General features: G+C 68.1%; 15 protein-coding genes. 14 read left to right on the forward strand and 1 reads right to left on the reverse strand.

What is annotated here, in order from left to right; translation table 11 throughout:
- Positions 1-14 precede the first annotated feature (14 nt).
- From L8F96_RS06555 to L8F96_RS06620, 14 genes are all read left to right on the forward strand, one after another.
- A complete protein-coding gene (locus L8F96_RS06555; RefSeq protein WP_125946396.1) occupies positions 15-992 on the forward strand; it encodes an NAD-dependent epimerase/dehydratase family protein in 978 nt (325 codons plus the stop codon).
- A 129-nt stretch (positions 993-1121) separates the two neighbouring features.
- Positions 1122-1658 (forward strand): glycoside hydrolase family 108 protein, encoded by a 537-nt coding sequence (locus L8F96_RS06560; protein ID WP_301091321.1) that lies wholly within the window; start codon positions 1122-1124, stop codon positions 1656-1658.
- A 13-nt stretch (positions 1659-1671) separates the two neighbouring features.
- Positions 1672-2079: a holin family protein gene (locus L8F96_RS06565; protein WP_136451014.1), complete on the forward strand. Its 408-nt coding sequence runs from the start codon at positions 1672-1674 to the stop codon at positions 2077-2079.
- A 132-nt stretch (positions 2080-2211) separates the two neighbouring features.
- Entirely contained in the window at positions 2212-2757 is a 546-nt protein-coding gene (hslV, locus tag L8F96_RS06570) for an ATP-dependent protease subunit HslV (protein ID WP_082102736.1), read from the forward strand.
- A 99-nt stretch (positions 2758-2856) separates the two neighbouring features.
- Entirely contained in the window at positions 2857-4278 is a 1422-nt protein-coding gene (locus tag L8F96_RS06575; RefSeq protein WP_046407994.1) for an amidohydrolase, read from the forward strand.
- A complete protein-coding gene (locus L8F96_RS06580; protein WP_136451012.1) occupies positions 4275-5567 on the forward strand; it encodes an amidohydrolase family protein in 1293 nt (430 codons plus the stop codon). The genes L8F96_RS06575 and L8F96_RS06580 overlap by 4 nt, the downstream gene beginning before the upstream one ends.
- An 88-nt stretch (positions 5568-5655) precedes the next feature.
- Positions 5656-7599, forward strand: coding sequence for a heme lyase CcmF/NrfE family subunit (locus tag L8F96_RS06585; protein ID WP_334655576.1), 1944 nt, complete (start codon positions 5656-5658; stop codon positions 7597-7599).
- Positions 7596-8123 (forward strand): redoxin family protein, encoded by a 528-nt coding sequence (locus L8F96_RS06590; protein WP_334655577.1) that lies wholly within the window; start codon positions 7596-7598, stop codon positions 8121-8123. Before L8F96_RS06585 ends, L8F96_RS06590 begins: the two co-directional genes overlap by 4 nt.
- 17 nt (positions 8124-8140) lie before the next feature.
- Positions 8141-8554 (forward strand): cytochrome c-type biogenesis protein, encoded by a 414-nt coding sequence (locus tag L8F96_RS06595; protein ID WP_334655642.1) that lies wholly within the window; start codon positions 8141-8143, stop codon positions 8552-8554.
- 79 nt (positions 8555-8633) lie between these two features.
- Positions 8634-9428 (forward strand): glutathione S-transferase family protein, encoded by a 795-nt coding sequence (locus L8F96_RS06600; protein WP_334655578.1) that lies wholly within the window; start codon positions 8634-8636, stop codon positions 9426-9428.
- Positions 9429-9459: 31 nt separating this feature from the next.
- Positions 9460-10815: a cytochrome P450 gene (locus L8F96_RS06605; RefSeq protein ID WP_334655579.1), complete on the forward strand. Its 1356-nt coding sequence runs from the start codon at positions 9460-9462 to the stop codon at positions 10813-10815.
- Positions 10815-11195 carry a hypothetical protein gene (locus L8F96_RS06610; RefSeq protein ID WP_334655580.1) on the forward strand — a complete coding sequence of 127 codons (381 nt, stop codon included), beginning with the start codon at positions 10815-10817 and terminating at the stop codon, positions 11193-11195. The genes L8F96_RS06605 and L8F96_RS06610 overlap by 1 nt, the downstream gene beginning before the upstream one ends.
- A gap of 83 nt (positions 11196-11278) precedes the next feature.
- Complete coding sequence (gene topA / locus L8F96_RS06615; protein ID WP_334655581.1) at positions 11279-13876, forward strand: type I DNA topoisomerase; 2598 nt, start codon at positions 11279-11281, stop codon at positions 13874-13876.
- Between the two features lie 860 nt (positions 13877-14736).
- The gene (locus L8F96_RS06620) at positions 14737-15717 is read left to right on the forward strand and encodes an acyltransferase family protein (RefSeq protein ID WP_186313880.1); all 981 of its coding nucleotides are present in this window, start codon (positions 14737-14739) and stop codon (positions 15715-15717) included.
- Here L8F96_RS06620 and L8F96_RS06625 read toward each other — a convergent pair.
- The gene (locus L8F96_RS06625; protein ID WP_334655582.1) at positions 15601-16926 is read right to left on the reverse strand and encodes a WcaI family glycosyltransferase; all 1326 of its coding nucleotides are present in this window, start codon (positions 16924-16926) and stop codon (positions 15601-15603) included. The two genes, L8F96_RS06620 and L8F96_RS06625, sit on opposite strands and share 117 nt — an antisense overlap.
- Between the last annotated feature and the right edge of the window lie 146 nt (positions 16927-17072).

Consider the following 17072-nt stretch of genomic DNA (forward strand, 5'->3'; position numbering starts at 1 on the left):
GGGAAGCGGAGCATATGGCCTATCTCGTCACCGGCGTGGCCGGGTTCATCGGTGCCGCCGTCGCGCGGCAACTGCTTGATCGCGGCGAGCAGGTCGTCGGCATCGACAATCTCAACGATTATTATGCCGTCCAGCTGAAGCACGATCGCCTCGCGACGCTCGCCGGAGCGAACTTCACCTTCACTGCTGTCGACATCGCCGACCAGGCGGCGCTCACCGCCGCGCTGGCACCGCACCGCATCACCCATATCGTCCATCTCGCCGCGCAGGCGGGCGTGCGCTACTCGCTCACCAACCCGCACGCCTACGTCCAGTCGAACGTCGTCGGGCAGGTCAATCTGCTCGAATATGCCCGGTCATGCGACGGCCTCGTGTCGATGAGCTACGCCTCCTCCAGCTCGGTCTATGGCGGCAATACCAAGCTGCCGTTCGCCGAGGATGATCGCGTCGACGCGCCGGTCTCGCTCTATGCCGCGACCAAGAAGTCGGACGAGCTGATGGGCCATGTCTATGCCCATCTCTATCGCGTGCCGCTGACCGGCCTCAGGTTCTTCACCGTCTACGGCCCGTGGAGCCGCCCCGACATGGCGACCTGGCTGTTCACCGACGCGATTCTGAAGGGCAAGCCGATCCGCGTCTTCAACAATGGCGACATGAGCCGCGATTTCACCTTCATCGACGATATCGTCTCCGGCGTGATCGCGGTGACCGACAGCCCGCCGGCCGACGATGGCAGCCGTCCGCCGCACCGGGTCTACAACATCGGCAACAACAAGCCCGAACGGCTGTTGCACATGATCGACGTGCTGGAGGATGCGATCGGCATCAAGGCGGTGCGCAGCCTGGAGCCGATGCAGCCCGGCGACGTCCCGGCCACTTATGCCGACATTTCCGCGATCCAGCGCGACCACGGCTTTGCCCCCACCACCCCGATCGAGGTCGGCATCCCCCGCTTCGTCGACTGGTTCAAAAGCTACCACGGCATCGCCTAGCGCCGTCCTTCGTCATTCCCGCGAAGGCGGGAATCCATAATCGCAACCCTCGCCGCGCACGCGGCGCCGCTGTCCTACATCCCTCCAACGCGCCTATGTTCTTCTTCTGTTCCAACGCAGGAGAGGAATATGATCGACGATCTCATCAACGGCGTGATCGACCGTGAGGGCGGCTACGTCCACCATCCGGCGGATCGCGGCGGGCCGACTCGCTGGGGCATTACGGAGGCGGTCGCCCGCGCCAATGGCTATGCCGGCGACATGCGCCATTTCGCGCGTGAGGCCGCCGCCGCCATCTACCGCCGCATCTACTGGCAGCGCCCCCGGATCGACGACGTGGCAACGCGCGCGCCGCTGATCGCCGCCGAATTGTTCGATACCGGAGTCAACATGGGGCCGGCGGTCGCCCTCGCCTTCCTCCAGCGCGCGCTGAACGCGCTCAACCGCGGCGCACGCGACTATCCCGACATACTGCTCGACGGCCGCATCGGCCCGCAGACGCTCCGCGCGCTCGACGGCTTCCTCGCGACGCGCGGCGCGGCCGGAGAGACGGTGCTGCTCAAGGCGCTCGAGGCACTTCAGGGCGAGCGTTACGTCTCGCTCGCCGAGCGCCGCCCCGCGAACGAGGCATTCCTCTACGGCTGGCTCGCCAACCGCCTCGCCTGAAGGAGAAGGCAAAATGGCATTGCTCGATACCATCATCGGCCCGGTCGCCGGGCTGATCGACAAGATCATCCCCGATCCCAAGGCGCGCGAGGCGGCGAAGCTCGAATTGCTCCGCCTCGAAGGATCGCAGGAACTCGACCGGCTGAAGGCACAGATGGCCGCTGTGCTGGCGGAGGCGGAATCGCCCGATCCCTGGACCAGCCGGGCACGGCCGAGCTTCCTCTACGTCATGTACGTGCTGCTGCTCTGGTCGATCCCGATGGGGATCATCGCCGCCGTCAGCCCGTCGACCGCACGGGTCATCGCCAGCGGCATGAACGCCTATCTCTCCGGCATTCCGGAGCCGCTCTACGCGCTCTTCGCCACCGGCTATCTCGGCTACACCGTCGCGCGCGAATGGGGGAAGGCAAAGGCGCGGTGACCTCTTCTCTCCCTCCTGTGCGCAAGGTTCGGGAAGTTTGGCCCCCGCAAAACCCTGCCGTGCCGGCGTCCGGGGGTCTGTTCCACGCCCCCCAACCACCCTACATCGCGCGCCATGAGTGAACAAAGCAGCATGCCCGTCTGGCACGGCACCACGATCCTGTCGGTGCGTCGCGGCGGGAAAGTGGTCGTCGCGGGCGACGGCCAGGTATCGATGGGCCAGACGGTGATGAAGCCGAACGCGCGCAAGGTCCGCACGCTCGGCCCCGAAGGCAAGGTGATCGGCGGCTTCGCGGGCGCGACCGCCGACGCCTTCACCCTGTTCGAACGGCTCGAGGCGAAGCTCGAACGCCATCAGGGCCATCTGATGCGCGCCGCGGTGGAGCTGGCCAAGGACTGGCGCACCGACAAATATCTGCGCAACCTGGAGGCGATGATGATCGTCGCCGACAAGGACGTGACGCTGATCCTGACCGGCAACGGCGACGTGCTGGAACCGGAGGCGGGCATTGCGGCGATCGGCTCGGGCGGCAATTTCGCACTCGCCGCCGCCCGCGCATTGGTCGATTATGAAAAGGACGCCGAGACGATCTGCCGCAAGGCGATGGCGATCGCGGCGGAGGTCTGCGTCTACACCAACGATCGCCTCGTCGTGGAAACGCTCGACAGCGCGACCTGACGGGCCGCGCCGGCTGATTGCGACGGATTGCGGCGGATTGTTCCGGGGCGGCGGCTAAGCGCTTGTCTTCCGCCCCGCGTCCGTCCAATCACGGCGTCCATGACCCTCCGCACCCTTACCGCCGGGCGCTTGCTCGCGACCGGCGTCGCCGCGCTGTCGCTCGTCGCCTGCTCGCAGGGCGATGCCCGCCCCAAGACCGCCTCGTCCAAGGCGCCGGCCAAGCCCTATTCGCGCGATCCCTACCCCTCCACCTACCGCGCCTATCCGGGCGTGCCGACGGTGGTGCGCAACGTCACGATCTACGATGGCGAGGGCGGCCGGATCGACAATGGCCAGGTGCTCTTCGCCGACGGCAAGATCGTCGCGGTGGGCGCCAGCGTGAATGCGCCGGCGGATGCACAGGTGATCGACGGCACCGGCAAGTGGGTGACCCCCGGGATCATCGACATTCACAGCCACCTCGGCGACTATCCGACCCCCAGCGTCCAGGCGCACAGCGACGGGAACGAGGCGACCAGCCCGATCACCGCCGATGTCTGGGCTGAACACAGCGTCTGGCCGCAGGACCCGGGCTTCAGCCGCGCGCTGGCGAACGGCGGCGTGACGACGCTGCAGATTCTTCCCGGCTCGGCGAACCTGATGGGTGGCCGCTCGGTCACGCTCAAGAACGTCTATTCGCGCACCATGCAGGGCATGAAATTCCCCGGCGCGCCCTACGGCCTGAAGATGGCGTGCGGCGAGAATCCCAAGCGCGTCTACGGCTCCAAGAACCGCCAGCCCTCCACCCGCATGGGCAATATCGCGGTCGACCGCGCGACCTGGGCCAAGGCGCAGGATTATCGCCGCAAGTGGGACAAGTATGAGGCCGACGGCGGTGAGCCCCCCGCGCGCGATATCGCGATGGACACGCTGCGCGGCGTGCTGGCGGGCGAGATCCTGATCCAGAACCACTGCTACCGCGCCGACGAAATGGCGATCGTCGAGGATATGGCGAAGGAGTTCGGCTACAAGGTCACCGCCTTCCACCACGCGGTCGAGGCGTACAAGATCGCTGACCTCTTGAAGGCGAACGGCACCTGCGCCGCGGTCTGGGCCGATTGGTACGGCTTCAAGATGGAAAGCTATGACGGCATCGGCGAAAACCTCGCCATCCTCGAAAATGCCGGCGCCTGCGCGATGATCCACTCGGATGACGAAAACGGCATTCAGCGGCTGAACCAGGAAGTCGCGAAGGTGCTCGCCAGCGGTCGCCGCGTCGGCATCAACATCGCGCCGGAAGTGGCGTGGAAGTGGCTGTCGCTCGGCCCCGCCAAGGCGATGGGCATCGCCGACCAGACCGGCAGCCTCGTCCCCGGCAAGATGGCCGATGTCGTGCTGTGGAATGGCGATCCGTACAGCGTCTATACCCGCCCGGAAAAGGTGTGGATCGACGGCGCGCTCCTCTATGATGCCAATGATCCCAAGCGTCGCCCGGTGAGCGACTTCGAGCTTGGCCAGCCCGGTTCGGGAGACGTCAAGTGAAGCGCGCTTTCCTCCTCCTCGCCACGATGCTGGCGAGCCCGGTCGCCGCACAGACGGTCGCGATCACCAATGCGACGATCGCGGTCGGCGATGGCAGCGCCCCGGTCGAAGGCGGCACGGTCGTGTTCCAGAACGGCCGCATCGTCGCTGCCGGCTCCGGCGTCGCCGTGCCCGCCGGCGCGCAAGTGATCGACGGCAGCGGCAAATGGGTCGCGCCTGGCTTCATCGCCGGCTTCAGCGATCTCGGCATCAGCGATGCCGGCGGCGTGCGCGAAAGCAATGACACGGGCGCGCGCACCGCGCCGTTCAACGCCGCGATCGACGTCTCCACCTCGATCAACCCGGCCGAGGTGAAGATCGCCAACGAGCGCTTGGGCGGCGTCACCCGCGCGCTGGTCGCGCCGGAGGCGTCGAACTCGATCTTCGCCGGCCAGGGCGCGGTGATCGATCTCGGCAATGATCCCAATGCCGTCACTCGCCCACGCGCCTTCCAGTTCGTCGAGCTTGGCGAAGCCGGCGGGCGTCTCGCCGGCGGCAGCCGCCCGGCGGCCTATGCTGCGCTGCGCGATGCGCTGGCGCAGGCAGAGGATTACCGCCGCAACCCCGCCGCCTTTGGGGGCCGCGAAAAGGACTCGATGGTGAAGCGCGGCGACGCGCAGGCGCTGCTGCGCGTGCTCGACGGCAGCGTGCCGCTCGTCGTCCATGTCGAGCGTGCGAGCGATATCCTGACAGTGCTGGCACTCCCGCGTGAGTATCCCAAGCTGAAGCTGGTGCTGACCGGCGTCACCGAGGGGTGGATGGTCGCGCGTGAAATCGCCGCCGCCCGCGTGCCCGTCATCGCCGCCGCGCTCGCCGATCTGCCGGCGCAGTTCGAATCGCTCGGCGCGACCGAATCCAACGTCGGCCGCATGCGCGCTGCCGGCGTCCAGGTCGCGCTCGCCTCGACCGGCAACAATGGCGGGGAGCATAATCTGCGCCAATATGCCGGCAATCTCGTCGCGATTACCCGCGTGCCCGGCCACACCGGCCTGACCTGGGGCGAGGCGCTCGCCGCGATCACCTCCGGCCCGGCCGCCGCGCTCGGCATGGACAATGAGCTCGGCTCGCTGCGTGCCGGCCGCCGCGCCGACGTCGTGCTGTGGGATGGCGACCCGCTGGAGATTGCCTCCGCGCCGACCGCGGTGTGGATCGATGGCCAGCCCCAGCCGATGCGCTCGCGCCAGTCGCAGCTGCGCGATCGCTATCTGGTGCCGACCGAAGGCGCATTGCCCAAGGCCTATGAGCGCTGAGCAGCAGGTGAGCGGCGGTGGCTGACATGATCGTGGCCCCACCCGCGCGCTCGGCGGACGTCCCCACGCGCGAAGCGGGCATCCCCGCATGATGGCGGAAGCCGGCCTCGCCGCCCTGTGGTTCGCTGCCGCGCTCGCGGCGATGCAATTGCTGCTCGCCGCGCTGGCGGTGAGGCGCGGCGACGATACGCTCGCCAGGGCGGTGCGCCCCGTCGCGATCGTCCAGGGCGGGCTGTCGCTGGTCGCCATGGCCGCGCTGATCGGCGTGTTCCTCCAATCGGACATGTCGGTCGCCTTGGTCGTGGCGAACAGCCATTCGGCCAAGCCGTGGCTCTACAAATTCGCCGGCGCCTGGGGAAACCATGAAGGCTCGATGCTCCTGTGGGTCACCATCCTCGGCCTCGCGGGCGCCGCGGTCGCTGCGCTCGAACGCCGCCTCGCCGAACGCACGCTGACGGCGACACTCGGCGCGCAGGCGCTGATCGCGCTCGGCTTCTACGCCTTCCTGCTCTTCGCCTCGAACCCGTTCGCGCGGCTGGTCAATCCGCCGGCGGACGGTCAGGGGCTCAATCCGCTGCTGCAGGACCCCGGCCTCGCCTTCCACCCGCCGACGCTCTACGCCGGCTATGTCGGCCTGTCGGTCGCCTTCTCCTTCGCGGTCGGCGCGCTCGTCACCCGCGACGTCGGCCCCACCTTCGCTCGCGCGATGCGCCCCTGGGTGCTCGCCGCCTGGGTGTTCCTGACGATCGGCATCACCGCGGGCAGCTATTGGGCCTATTATGAGCTCGGCTGGGGCGGCTGGTGGTTCTGGGACCCGGTCGAGAACGCCTCGCTGATGCCGTGGCTTGCCGCAACCGCCCTGCTCCATTCGGTCAGCGTGCTCGCCACCCGCGATGGGCTGCGCGCCTGGACGGTGATGCTCGCGGTGGTCGCTTTCTCCATGTCGATGCTCGGCACGTTCCTGGTCCGCTCGGGCATTTTGACGAGCGTCCACGCCTTTGCCGTCGATCCCGAACGCGGCCTGTTCATCCTGGTGCTGCTGTCGCTCTACATCGGCGGCGCGCTGGCGCTGTTCGCGACCCGTATCGGCGTGGTCCGGGCGGGCAATACGTTCGAGCTATTGAGCCGCGAGGGGAGCCTGGTGGCCAACAACCTCCTCCTCTCGGTGATCCTCGGCATCGTCCTGATCGGCACCTTCTACCCGATCGTCGCCGCCGCGATGGGTACGCAATTGTCGGTCGGCCCGCCCTTCTTCGAGAAGGCGGCCGGGCCGATCGCGCTCATCCTTGTGGCGATCATGGCGGTCGGGCCGCTGCTACGCTGGCGCAAGGATGATGCGCAGGCGCTTCTGCAGCGGATGACCTGGCCGATCGCCGCCACCGTCTTCACCGCCGCGGCGCTGGTCGTGTTCGGCGGCGGGATCGGCATCATGCCGCTGATCGCGATCGCGTTGGCCGCCGGGCTCGCTGTGGCCAGCGTCGCGCCGCTGTTCGGCCGCAACCTGCGCCGCACGCCGCTGTTCGTCTATGGCATGGTCGTCGCCCATCTCGGCATTGCGGTCAGCCTCGTCGGCATGGCCGCATCCTCGGCGTACACCAAGGAAACGCTGGTCGCCGCCGGCGTCGGGGAGCCCGCGCGCGTCGGACCCTATCGCGTCACCTTGCGCGGGATCCGCCCGGTGATCGGCGACAATTGGACCGCGCTGGAGGCCCGGCTTGAGGTGCAGCGCGGAGATGGCCCGGTCAGCTTCCTCGCCCCGCAATCGCGCTATTTCTCCAACCCGCCGACGACCACCAACGAAAGCGCGATCCTCACCAGCGCGGACGGCCAGCTCTACACCGTCATCGGCCAGCCCGATGGCGCGGGCCGCTGGCAGCTGCGGCTGTGGTGGAAGCCGTGGGTGACGCTGATCTGGTATGGCGGCGGGCTGATCGCGCTGGGCGGCGCGCTGTCGATCCTCGGCCATTGGCTGCGCGATCGCCGGCAGAAGAAGCGCGCGGATGAGGCGGCGGAGGCGCTCGCCTGGGCATGAAGCGCTGGCTCCTCTGGCTCCCGCTGGTCGTGTTCGTGATCCTCGCCGGCTTCGCGGTGCGCGAGCTGCGCCGGCCGAGCGACCGGACGGTCTATTCGGCGATGGTCGGAAAGCCCGTGCCCGACATCACCCTGCCGCCGATCGTCCCGGGCAAGCCCGGCCTCGCGCCCGCTGATCTCAGGACCGGCCAGCCGCGCCTCCTCAACATCTTCGCCAGCTGGTGCGTGCCGTGCATCGCGGAGGCGCCGCAGCTCATGAAGCTTAGGGCGATGGGCATTCCGATCGACGCCGTCGCGATCCGCGACACCGGCCCCGCCATCGCCACCTTCCTCGCCCGCCACGGTGACCCTTATCAGCGGATCGGCGACGATCGCGACAGCCAGGTGCAGCTCTCGCTCGGCTCGTCGGGCGTGCCGGAAACCTTCGTGATCGACGGCAAGGGCGTGGTGGTGAAGCAGCATGTCGGCGACATCCGCGACGATGACGTGGCGGCGCTGGCCGAGGCATGGCGCAACGCCCGGTGAGTGCGCTTCTGCCCCGCATGCTCGCCGCCCTCGCCGCCAGCCTGCTCGCGCTCGCCGGCCCCGCGACTGCGCAGACGCGTCCGCCGGCCGATTACGCCAACGTCCAGCTGCGCGATCCCGCTAAGGAGGCGGAGGCGAAGGCGCTGATGGAAACCTTGCGCTGCCTCGTCTGCCAGGGCCAGTCGATCGCCGACAGCGACGCCGACATGGCCGGCGACATGCGCAGCCTGGTACGCCAACGCATCGCCACCGGCGACAATGCCACGCAGGTCCGCGACTGGCTGGTCGCCCGCTACGGCGATTACGTGACCTATGATCCGCCGATGAGCGCGGTCACCCTGCCGCTCTGGCTCACCCCGATCGCCCTGCTCGCGATCGGCATTTGGATCGCGCGTTCCAGCTTCCGCAGGCGTCGTCGCCGACACAAGTGAAAGTAGCGAAATAGGACTGGATTTGTCCGCCGCTGCCGCATAGCCTCTTCCACAACAAAAGTTATGGGGAGGGTGCGGCATGACCGTCACTTTGTGGGATCACCCGCTGTCGCCGTACGCGCAGAAGGTGAAGATCGCGCTGCGCGAGAAGGGCGTTCCCTTCGACACGGCGGTGCCCGGCGGGATCGGCGTCGGCGGCGCGGCGGGCGATTTCCTCGCTGCCAATCCGCGCGCGGAGGTGCCCGCGCTGCTCCATGACGGCACCGCCATCTTCGATTCGACCATCATCCTCGAATATATCGAGGATTGCTGGCCCGACCCGGCGCTGCTCCCCGCCACCCCCGCCGATCGCGCCCGCGTGCGGATGATCGAGGAGGTGGTCGACACCCACCTCGAGGCGGTGAACTGGGGCCTCAGCGAATTGCGCTGGTTCCGCCGCGCCGAAGGGCCGCTGGGCGAAAGCCTCGCCACCAAGGCAGCCGAGCAGATCCGCGGCTACCACGCCTGGCTCGAACGCGCGCTCGGCGATCGCCCCTGGTTCAACGGCGACAGCTTCGGCTGGGGCGACCTCAGCGTCGTGCCCTACCTCAACGGCTCCGCCGGCCACGGCGTGCCGCCAGCGCCGGGATCGAAGCTCGCCGGCTGGCTCGCCCGCGCCAATGATCGCCCGTCGGTGCGCGACACCGTCGCCGATGCCGCCGCGACCGCCTCCACCGGCGGCATGGGCGATGTCGCAAAGCTCCTCGAACAGGGCCTCTTCAAGCGGGAATATCGCGACCACCGGCTCGAATGGATGGTGAAGTCCGGCGGGCTGGAGGTCGTCACCCAGGGCCTTGAGCGCGGCAACATCCGCTTCTCCCCCGATCTCACCTGACCCTCCCTCCGCCAGCCAGAGAAGACCGACCATGCATCTCGTCAGCGATCACATCATCGAGGGCCGGCAGGGCCCGACCTTCGACCAGGCCTATCCCACGATCCCCGGCGCCGACCTCATCGACATCAAGCGCTTCACCGCCGGCCAGCCGTGGGACGATTTCCGCCGCATGCGCGAGGAAGCGCCGGTGATGTGGCATCCGATGCCGGGCAACGGCATCGGCTTTTGGGCGGTGACGAGCTATGATGGCGTGAAGCGCGTCAACGGCGATCCGGAGACGTTCAGCAGCGAGAAGGGCGGCATCCTGATGGCGCTCGGCCCGCAGGAAACGCGCCACCCGGTGCTGTTCTCCGCCTCGACCAACTCGATGATCAACCTCGACGGCCGCCCGCACCGGGAGCTGCGCCGCGAGCACATGCCCTATTTCACCGCCAGCTACATGAAGGGGCTGCGCGCGCGCGTCTCGGCGGAGGTCACCCGACTGCTCGACACGATGGCCCCGCTCGGCAAATGCGACCTAGTCGAGAAATTCTCGCAACGCTTGCCGATCTTCACCCTGTGCGAAATGCTCGGCGTGCCGGAGGCCGACCGCGAGCGCTTCATCGGCTGGATCCACTTCCTCGAAATGGCGCAGCAGGTTGCGACCGAACAGGCGCAGCAGATCGCCAGCGGCGGCGAGCTCAGCCCGCAGATCCTCGCCTTCATCGAAATGTTCAACAAGAATATCGCCGAGATGTTCGAATACGGTCGCCACATGCTGGCCAAGCGCCGCGCCGATCCGCAGCCCGACCTGATGAGCGCGATCGCCAATGCCATGGTGGAGGGCGATCCGCTGCCCGATCCGTACCTCGACGGCGCCTGGCTGCTGATCGTCTTCGCCGGCAATGACACGACGCGCAACTCGATCTCCGGCGCGATGAAGCTGTTCACCGAAAATCCGGCTGAGAAACAGCGGCTTCAGTCCGACGGCAGCCTGCTGACCAATGCGGTGCACGAGATCACCCGCATGGTCTCGCCGGTCATCTACATGCGCCGCACCGCGACCCGCGATACCGAGATCGACGGGCAGAGGATCGCCGAGGGCGAAAAGGTCATCATGTATTACGGCGCGGCGAATCGTGACCCGAAGATGTTCCCCGATCCCGACCGCTTCGACATCACCCGCGCCAATGCCGAAAAGAACATCGCCTTCGGCCACGGCCCGCACATCTGCATCGGCCGCATGACCGCGCAGTTGCAGCTGGAGGAAGCGTACCGCCAGATCTTCGCTCGCTTCCCCGACATCCGCTGGACCGGCGACATGGACATCGCGCCCAACAATTTCGTCCACGCCGTCCGCCGGCTGGAAGTGGAATTCACCCCCGAACGCGCGGCGCAGGCCGCCTGATGGCCGGCGGCATTGCGGCGGCGGGCGCGCCGCGCTGGATATCCTGGTGGTTCCGCGGCGCGGCGGTCTTCGGCCTCGTCGCGCTGCTGCCGCAATATCTCCTGCCACAGCCGGCTGGGGCGGAGCTGGTGGCCTATGGCTTCATCGGCACCGCTGCCGCCTTCCAGCTCGTCTTCTGGGTGATCGCCGGCGATCCCGTCCGCTACCGCCCGCTGATGCTGCCCTCGGTGGCGGAAAAGCTCGCGTTCGGCGTGCCCGCGCTCCTGCTCTTCGCCAACGGCAAGGTGCCGGCGCCCGTGCTGCTGTTCGGCGCGATCGACCTTCTCCTCGGCCTCGGCTTCTTCCTCGCCTGGCGTGCCATACCAATCCACCGCGCCTGAAATAGGGAGAACGCCGGCTTGACGGCGGGGGCCGGCGCTCTCCACCCTCGCGCATACGTGTGAGGATCACTAGTTAGGCGCCAATGCAGCTTGTAATTGTCGAATCGCCCGCAAAGGCGAAGACCATCGAAAAATACCTCGGCTCCGATTTTCGCGTTCTCGCGAGCTACGGCCATGTCCGCGATCTGCCGGCGAAGGACGGCTCGGTCGATCCCGACGCCGGCTTTGCGATGGAATGGGAAAATTACGCCGACAAGGCCAAGCAGCTGAAGGCGATCGCCGATCTCGCCAAGGATGCCGACCGCCTGATCCTCGCCACCGACCCTGATCGAGAGGGGGAGGCGATCAGCTGGCACGTCCAGGAAGTGCTGGCGAAGCGCAAGGCGCTGCCCAAGAAGGTCGACCGCGTCACCTTCAACGCCATCACCAAGCCCGCGGTGACTCAGGCGATGGCGAACCCGCGTGAGCTCGATACCGACCTCATCGACGCCTATCGTGCCCGCCGCGCGCTCGACTATCTCGTCGGCTTCACGCTGTCGCCGGTGCTGTGGCGCAAGCTGCCCGGCGCCAAGTCCGCCGGCCGCGTCCAGTCGGTCGCGCTTCGCCTGATCGTCGATCGCGAGCGTGAGATCGAGGCGTTTCGTGCGCAGGAATATTGGTCGGTCACTGCCGCGATGGAGCAGGACGGCACGCCCTTCACCGCGCGCCTCGTGCAATGGGACGGCAAGAAGCTCGATCGCCTGTCGATCGGCAATGAGGGCGATGCTCTGAAGGCCAAGGCCGCGGTCGAGGCCGGCCGCTTCACCGTCGAGCGGGTCGAGACCAAGCCCGCGACGCGCAACCCGCCGCCGCCCTTCACCACCTCGACGTTGCAGCAGGAGGCAGCGCGCAAGCTCGGCTTCTCCGCCGATCACACGATGCGGATCGCGCAGCAGCTCTACGAGGATGGCGCGATCACCTACATGCGTACCGACGGCGTGCAGATGGACGGCAGCGCCATCGACGCCGCGCGCGGCGCGATCGCCAATCGCTATGACGCGAGCTACGTCCCCGACAAGCCGCGCCAGTATCAGACCAAGGCGAAGAACGCGCAGGAAGCGCACGAGGCGATCCGCCCGACGGATTTCAGCCGCGATCGCGTCGGCTCGGGCGATCATGCCCGCCTCTACGACCTCGTCTGGAAGCGCGCACTCGCCAGCCAGATGGCCTCGGCGCGGATGGAGCGCACCACCGTCGACATGGCCGACGGCACGGGGCGCAACGTGCTGCGCGCGACCGGCCAGGTCGTGCTCTTCCCCGGCTATCTCGCGCTCTACGAAGAGGGGCAGGACGATAGCGCCGATGAAGACGCGAAGCGCCTGCCGCGGATGCGCGACGGCGATTCCCCGGCCAAGAAGTCGGTCGACGCCGAACAGCATTTCACCCAGCCGCCGCCGCGCTTCTCCGAAGCCTCGCTGGTCAAGCGCATGGAAGAGCTCGGCATCGGCCGCCCGTCCACCTACGCCTCAATCATCAAGACGCTGAAGGATCGCGCCTACGTCCGCGTCGAGAAGAATCGCTTCTTCGCCGAGGAGAGCGGGCGTCTCGTGACGGCGTTCCTCGAACGCTTCTTCGAACGCTATGTCGGCTATGATTATACCGCCGAGCTCGAGGAGGAACTGGACGACGTCTCTGGCGGCCGCGCGCAATGGCAGGCGGTGCTCGAAAGCTTCTGGCGCGATTTCAAGCCGCGCACCGCCGAGGTGATGGAGTTCAAGCCGAGCGAAGTCACCGAACAGCTCGACGCCTTCCTCGCGCCCTATCTCTTCCCCCATCGCGCGGACGGCAGCGATGCACGGCTGTGCCCCAATTGCGGCAATGGCCGGCTCGCGCTGCGCGGCGGCCGCTTCGGCGCGTTCATCGCCTGCTCCAATTACCCCGAGTGCAAATACACCCGCCGCTTCGCACAGGCGGGCGCCGAGGGCGGCGACAGCGGTGAGCCCGAACAGCTCGGCCATGATCCGGAAACCGGCCTCCCGGTCGAGCGCAAGTCGGGGCGCTTTGGCCCCTATATCCAGCTCGGCGAGGGCAAGGATGCCAAGCGCGCCTCGATCCCCAAGGATGTCGGCGAGCTCGACCTCGAAATGGCGCTGAAGCTCCTCAGCCTGCCGCGTACGATCGGCCAGCACCCCGAAACCGGCAAGGACATCGTCGCCTCGATCGGCCGCTACGGCCCCTATCTGCAGCATGACGGGAAGTACGCCCGGTTGCAGAGCACCGCCGACGTGTTCGAAACCGGCATGAACGCCGCCGTGGTGAAGCTCGCGGAGGCCGCCGCCGGCGGTGGCCGCCCGCAGCGCGGCTCGCGCGAACCGCTCAAGGTGCTGGGCAAGCATCCGCGCACCGAGGCGGAGCTGAAGCTCATGGAGGGCCGCTACGGCCCCTATGTCACCGACGGCGAAACCAACGCCACTCTGCCCAAGACGATCGCTCCCGATGCACTGACGCTGGAGGAGGCCGCGCAGCTCATCGACGCGCGCGCCGCCATGCCGAGCAAGGGCAAGGCCAAGAAGAAGGCGCCCGCCAAAAAGGCTGCACCCAAGAAAGCCGCCGCCCCGAAGACCGCGGCCGCAAAGAAGGCACCGGCCGCGAAGACGGGCGCCAAGAAGACGGCCGCCAAGAAGGAAGCCGCGGCGGAATAAACACCGGCCGGCCGGCCCCTGCCCCGCAGGGCCGGCCGTTCCGGCGCGGGAAAAACCCTTCCCATGCAAGAAAGGTCACCCCGCCGCCGCGCCGATCGGCAAACGCCCGATCCGCGTCCGCTGCCCCGCGAAGCTGCCCCGCTCCGGGCATGATCCTCTGAAGAGCTACGGCGCTCGCGACCAGGATCGAAGTCGGCGGACAGCCGACCCCGATCCACGCAGCCCGACCCGGCCCGGCGGCCCGCCTTCCCTCGGCACGCCCGCGCTCTTGCATCTACTTGCGCCGCCCTGCGCTGCTGCCACGCGCCCGTGACAGGAAATCGGGCCGGCAGGCTCGACACGGCGCTGGCAATTGGCGTCCTACGCGTCGTCATCGGACAACGCACACCCGATCCGCGCAGCGCTACCCGACACCGGGCCCACCCGCCCTCGCCACCTACGCCCGCTCTTATCTGCATTCGGGCCCGCGCGGTAGCTACGCGTCGCGCGATAGGGGGTCGGCTCCGCGGGATCGGCACGCCGCATACGGTTGGAATTCTGGTCGCCGCCACTCATCCGCGCAGCCCAGCCCAGCCCAGCCCAGCCCGGACCAACCCAGCCCGGACCAACCCAGCCCAACCGGCGACCCACCGGGCCTCGCCGCGCCCGACCGCCTGCATCTGCTTTGGCCGCACCCACGGCTGTCAACCTCTTATGAGGGACGGATCGGCTGGCGCGGTTCGTCTCGCGCGAGCGGATCGTCGCGGTGGCTATCGGCCAGCTCCCCCCTACCCGCGCCCGTCGACGCAGCGGCCCGTCCGGGCGCGCCATACAGGCACGCATCCGCTTGCGCTGGCTTGCGCGGCTGTTACGCTCCGATGATGGGGGATCGGATCGGCTGGCTCGATACGGCGCGCGCGATCGGCATCGTCGCGGTCGTCATCGGTCATTTCACCAGCGATCCCGCGGTGCGCGCGGCGATGTTCCATTTCCACATGCCGCTGTTCTTCATGCTGTCGGGCATCGTCTTCGGCACGCCCGCCCCCGCGCGCCTAATTCGCCGCCGCGCGGCGACCTTGCTCCTGCCCTATGCCGCCTGGCTGCTGGTGATCGCGCTGTCCGACGCGGCGATCGCGGCGGTCGCCGGGCATCGGGCCTATCTGCCGTGGGATCATCCCCCGGCGGCGCTCGCCCGGTTGCTGCTCGGCGGCACGTTCCTCGTCGCCCCGTTCGGCATCTTCTGGTTCGTCACCTGCCTCTTCGTCACTCAGATCCTCGCCGCCCTCGTGCTGCGGCTGCCCGCGCGCTGGCTCCCCGCCACCGCCGCTGCGGCCCTCGCCGCGGCGTTGCTGATGCCCGCCCTCCCCAATCCCTGGGGGATCATCAGCGTGCCGCTGGCGCTGTTCTTCTTCCTCGCCGGCATCCTCCACCACCGTCACGCCGACCGGCTTGGCGGGCCGCTGACGCTCGCAGCGATCGCGCTCGCGCTCCTCGCGCCGCTGTCGCGCCCGCTCGACCTCAAGGTCGCGGACGCCGGCACGCCGCTCTTCAGCATCCTCGCCGCGCTCGGCCTGTGCCACCTGATCCTGCTGGCCGCGCGCCGGCTTCCCCGCTCGCCCGCCATCGAACGGCTCGGTCAGGCCAGCCTCGTCATCATGTATGTCCACCTGACGCTTTATTACGCGTTGCGCGACGTGCTCAGCGCGCCGCTGCTCGTCCCCCTCGCCCTTGGCCTCGGGGTAGCCTTATGGATGCTGCTGGACCGGTTCGATGCGACCCGCTGGCTGATGCTGGGCAAAGCGCGGCCGAATGACTCCGCCAACAGGCCGGTTGTACCCCGCCTCCACCACGAGCGTGCGTAATTCGCGGCCAAACTGCTCCAGGATTTCGCGCTTGTCCCAGCGCGCCGCGGCAAGCCGCCGTCCCGCCGCCCCCATCGCCGCGCGCCGCACCGGATCATCGATCAACGACGCGATCGCGTCCGCCAGCGCGCGCGCGTCATGCGGCGGCGTCAGCAGCCCGGCCCCGCCCAATTCTCGAGCAATTCCCGTACCTTCGTCCGCCGTGGCAATCACCGGCCGCCCCGACGCCAGCATGTTGGGCAGCTTTGACGGCAGCACCAGATCCGCCGCTCCCGCGATCTGCGGCAGTACATGCACACTCGCCAACGCCAGAAGATCGCCCAGCAGTTCGGTCGGCTGCAGGTCATGGATCATCACCCCACTCCCCCGCGCCGCCTCCTCCAGCGCTGCCCGGTTGGCGCCATTGCCGCAGATCACGAACTGGATATCGGTCCGCCAGCCAAGCAGCCGGGCCACCTCGACGACGAGCTCAACGCCTTGTTTTGCCGCTATATTCCCGGAATATAGCACCACATGCGGCCGCCCGATGCGCCATTCGCGACGATAGGGCGACTCAGCCTCCGCCCGATGGACGACCGCCGGATCAGCCCAGTTCCTGAACTCGAACACGGCTGCACCGCGCCCCAGCTTCGCCGCGAGCCGCTCGCACATCGCCGGCGAAATGCTGCTCACCCGGTCCCCCGACAGCGCCCAGCGCTCGACCGCGCCCAGCAGCGCGGCGGTTCGCCGGCCACCCGGCAACTGCCCCGTCGCCAGCGCAACCTCGAGCTCGAGATCCTGGACATGGATCCACAAGGGCCGCCGCACGCATGTGGCGACGAGCCGCGCCACCGCGGTCGACAGGATCGATGGCGCAATTGCGACAATCACGTCGGGCCGCCGGCGCCAGCACGCTCGCAGCATCGCCCAAGTCGCTAGCAGGGCGAAGCTCAGATGATGGAGGATGCGGCGCCAACCACGCGGGACCGAGGGCACGAAGTGCGGCAGCCGTGTCACGGCGACCCCGCCCTCGCACCGGTGCGTCACCTTGTAGTGGGAGTAGCCCGGCAGCACCGACCAATGCGGGTAACATGGCGTGCCGCAGATGACACGAACTTCATGGCCATCCGCCAGCATTTCGGCCATGCCGCTGGTATAAACAGCAATGCCGACCGGTTCGGGCGCGTAATTGTGACCGAGCACAAGGATGTCGAGCGGCGTCTCGGTCATCGGATCTGACCAAAGTCAAAGATCAGGCGCTGGCGTGCCCCCGGCGCCCCCGCGTCTCCATTGCCCATCAAGCTGCCCCCCGGCGCCGTTGCTTCGGCAGGGGCAAGCTTCACTGATTACTGACAAATGTCCAGAGCGGATTAACC

Origin of the sequence: Sphingomonas panaciterrae (assembly GCF_036890205.1) — a bacterium.
GTDB classification, from domain to species: Bacteria; Pseudomonadota; Alphaproteobacteria; order Sphingomonadales; family Sphingomonadaceae; genus Sphingomonas; species Sphingomonas panaciterrae.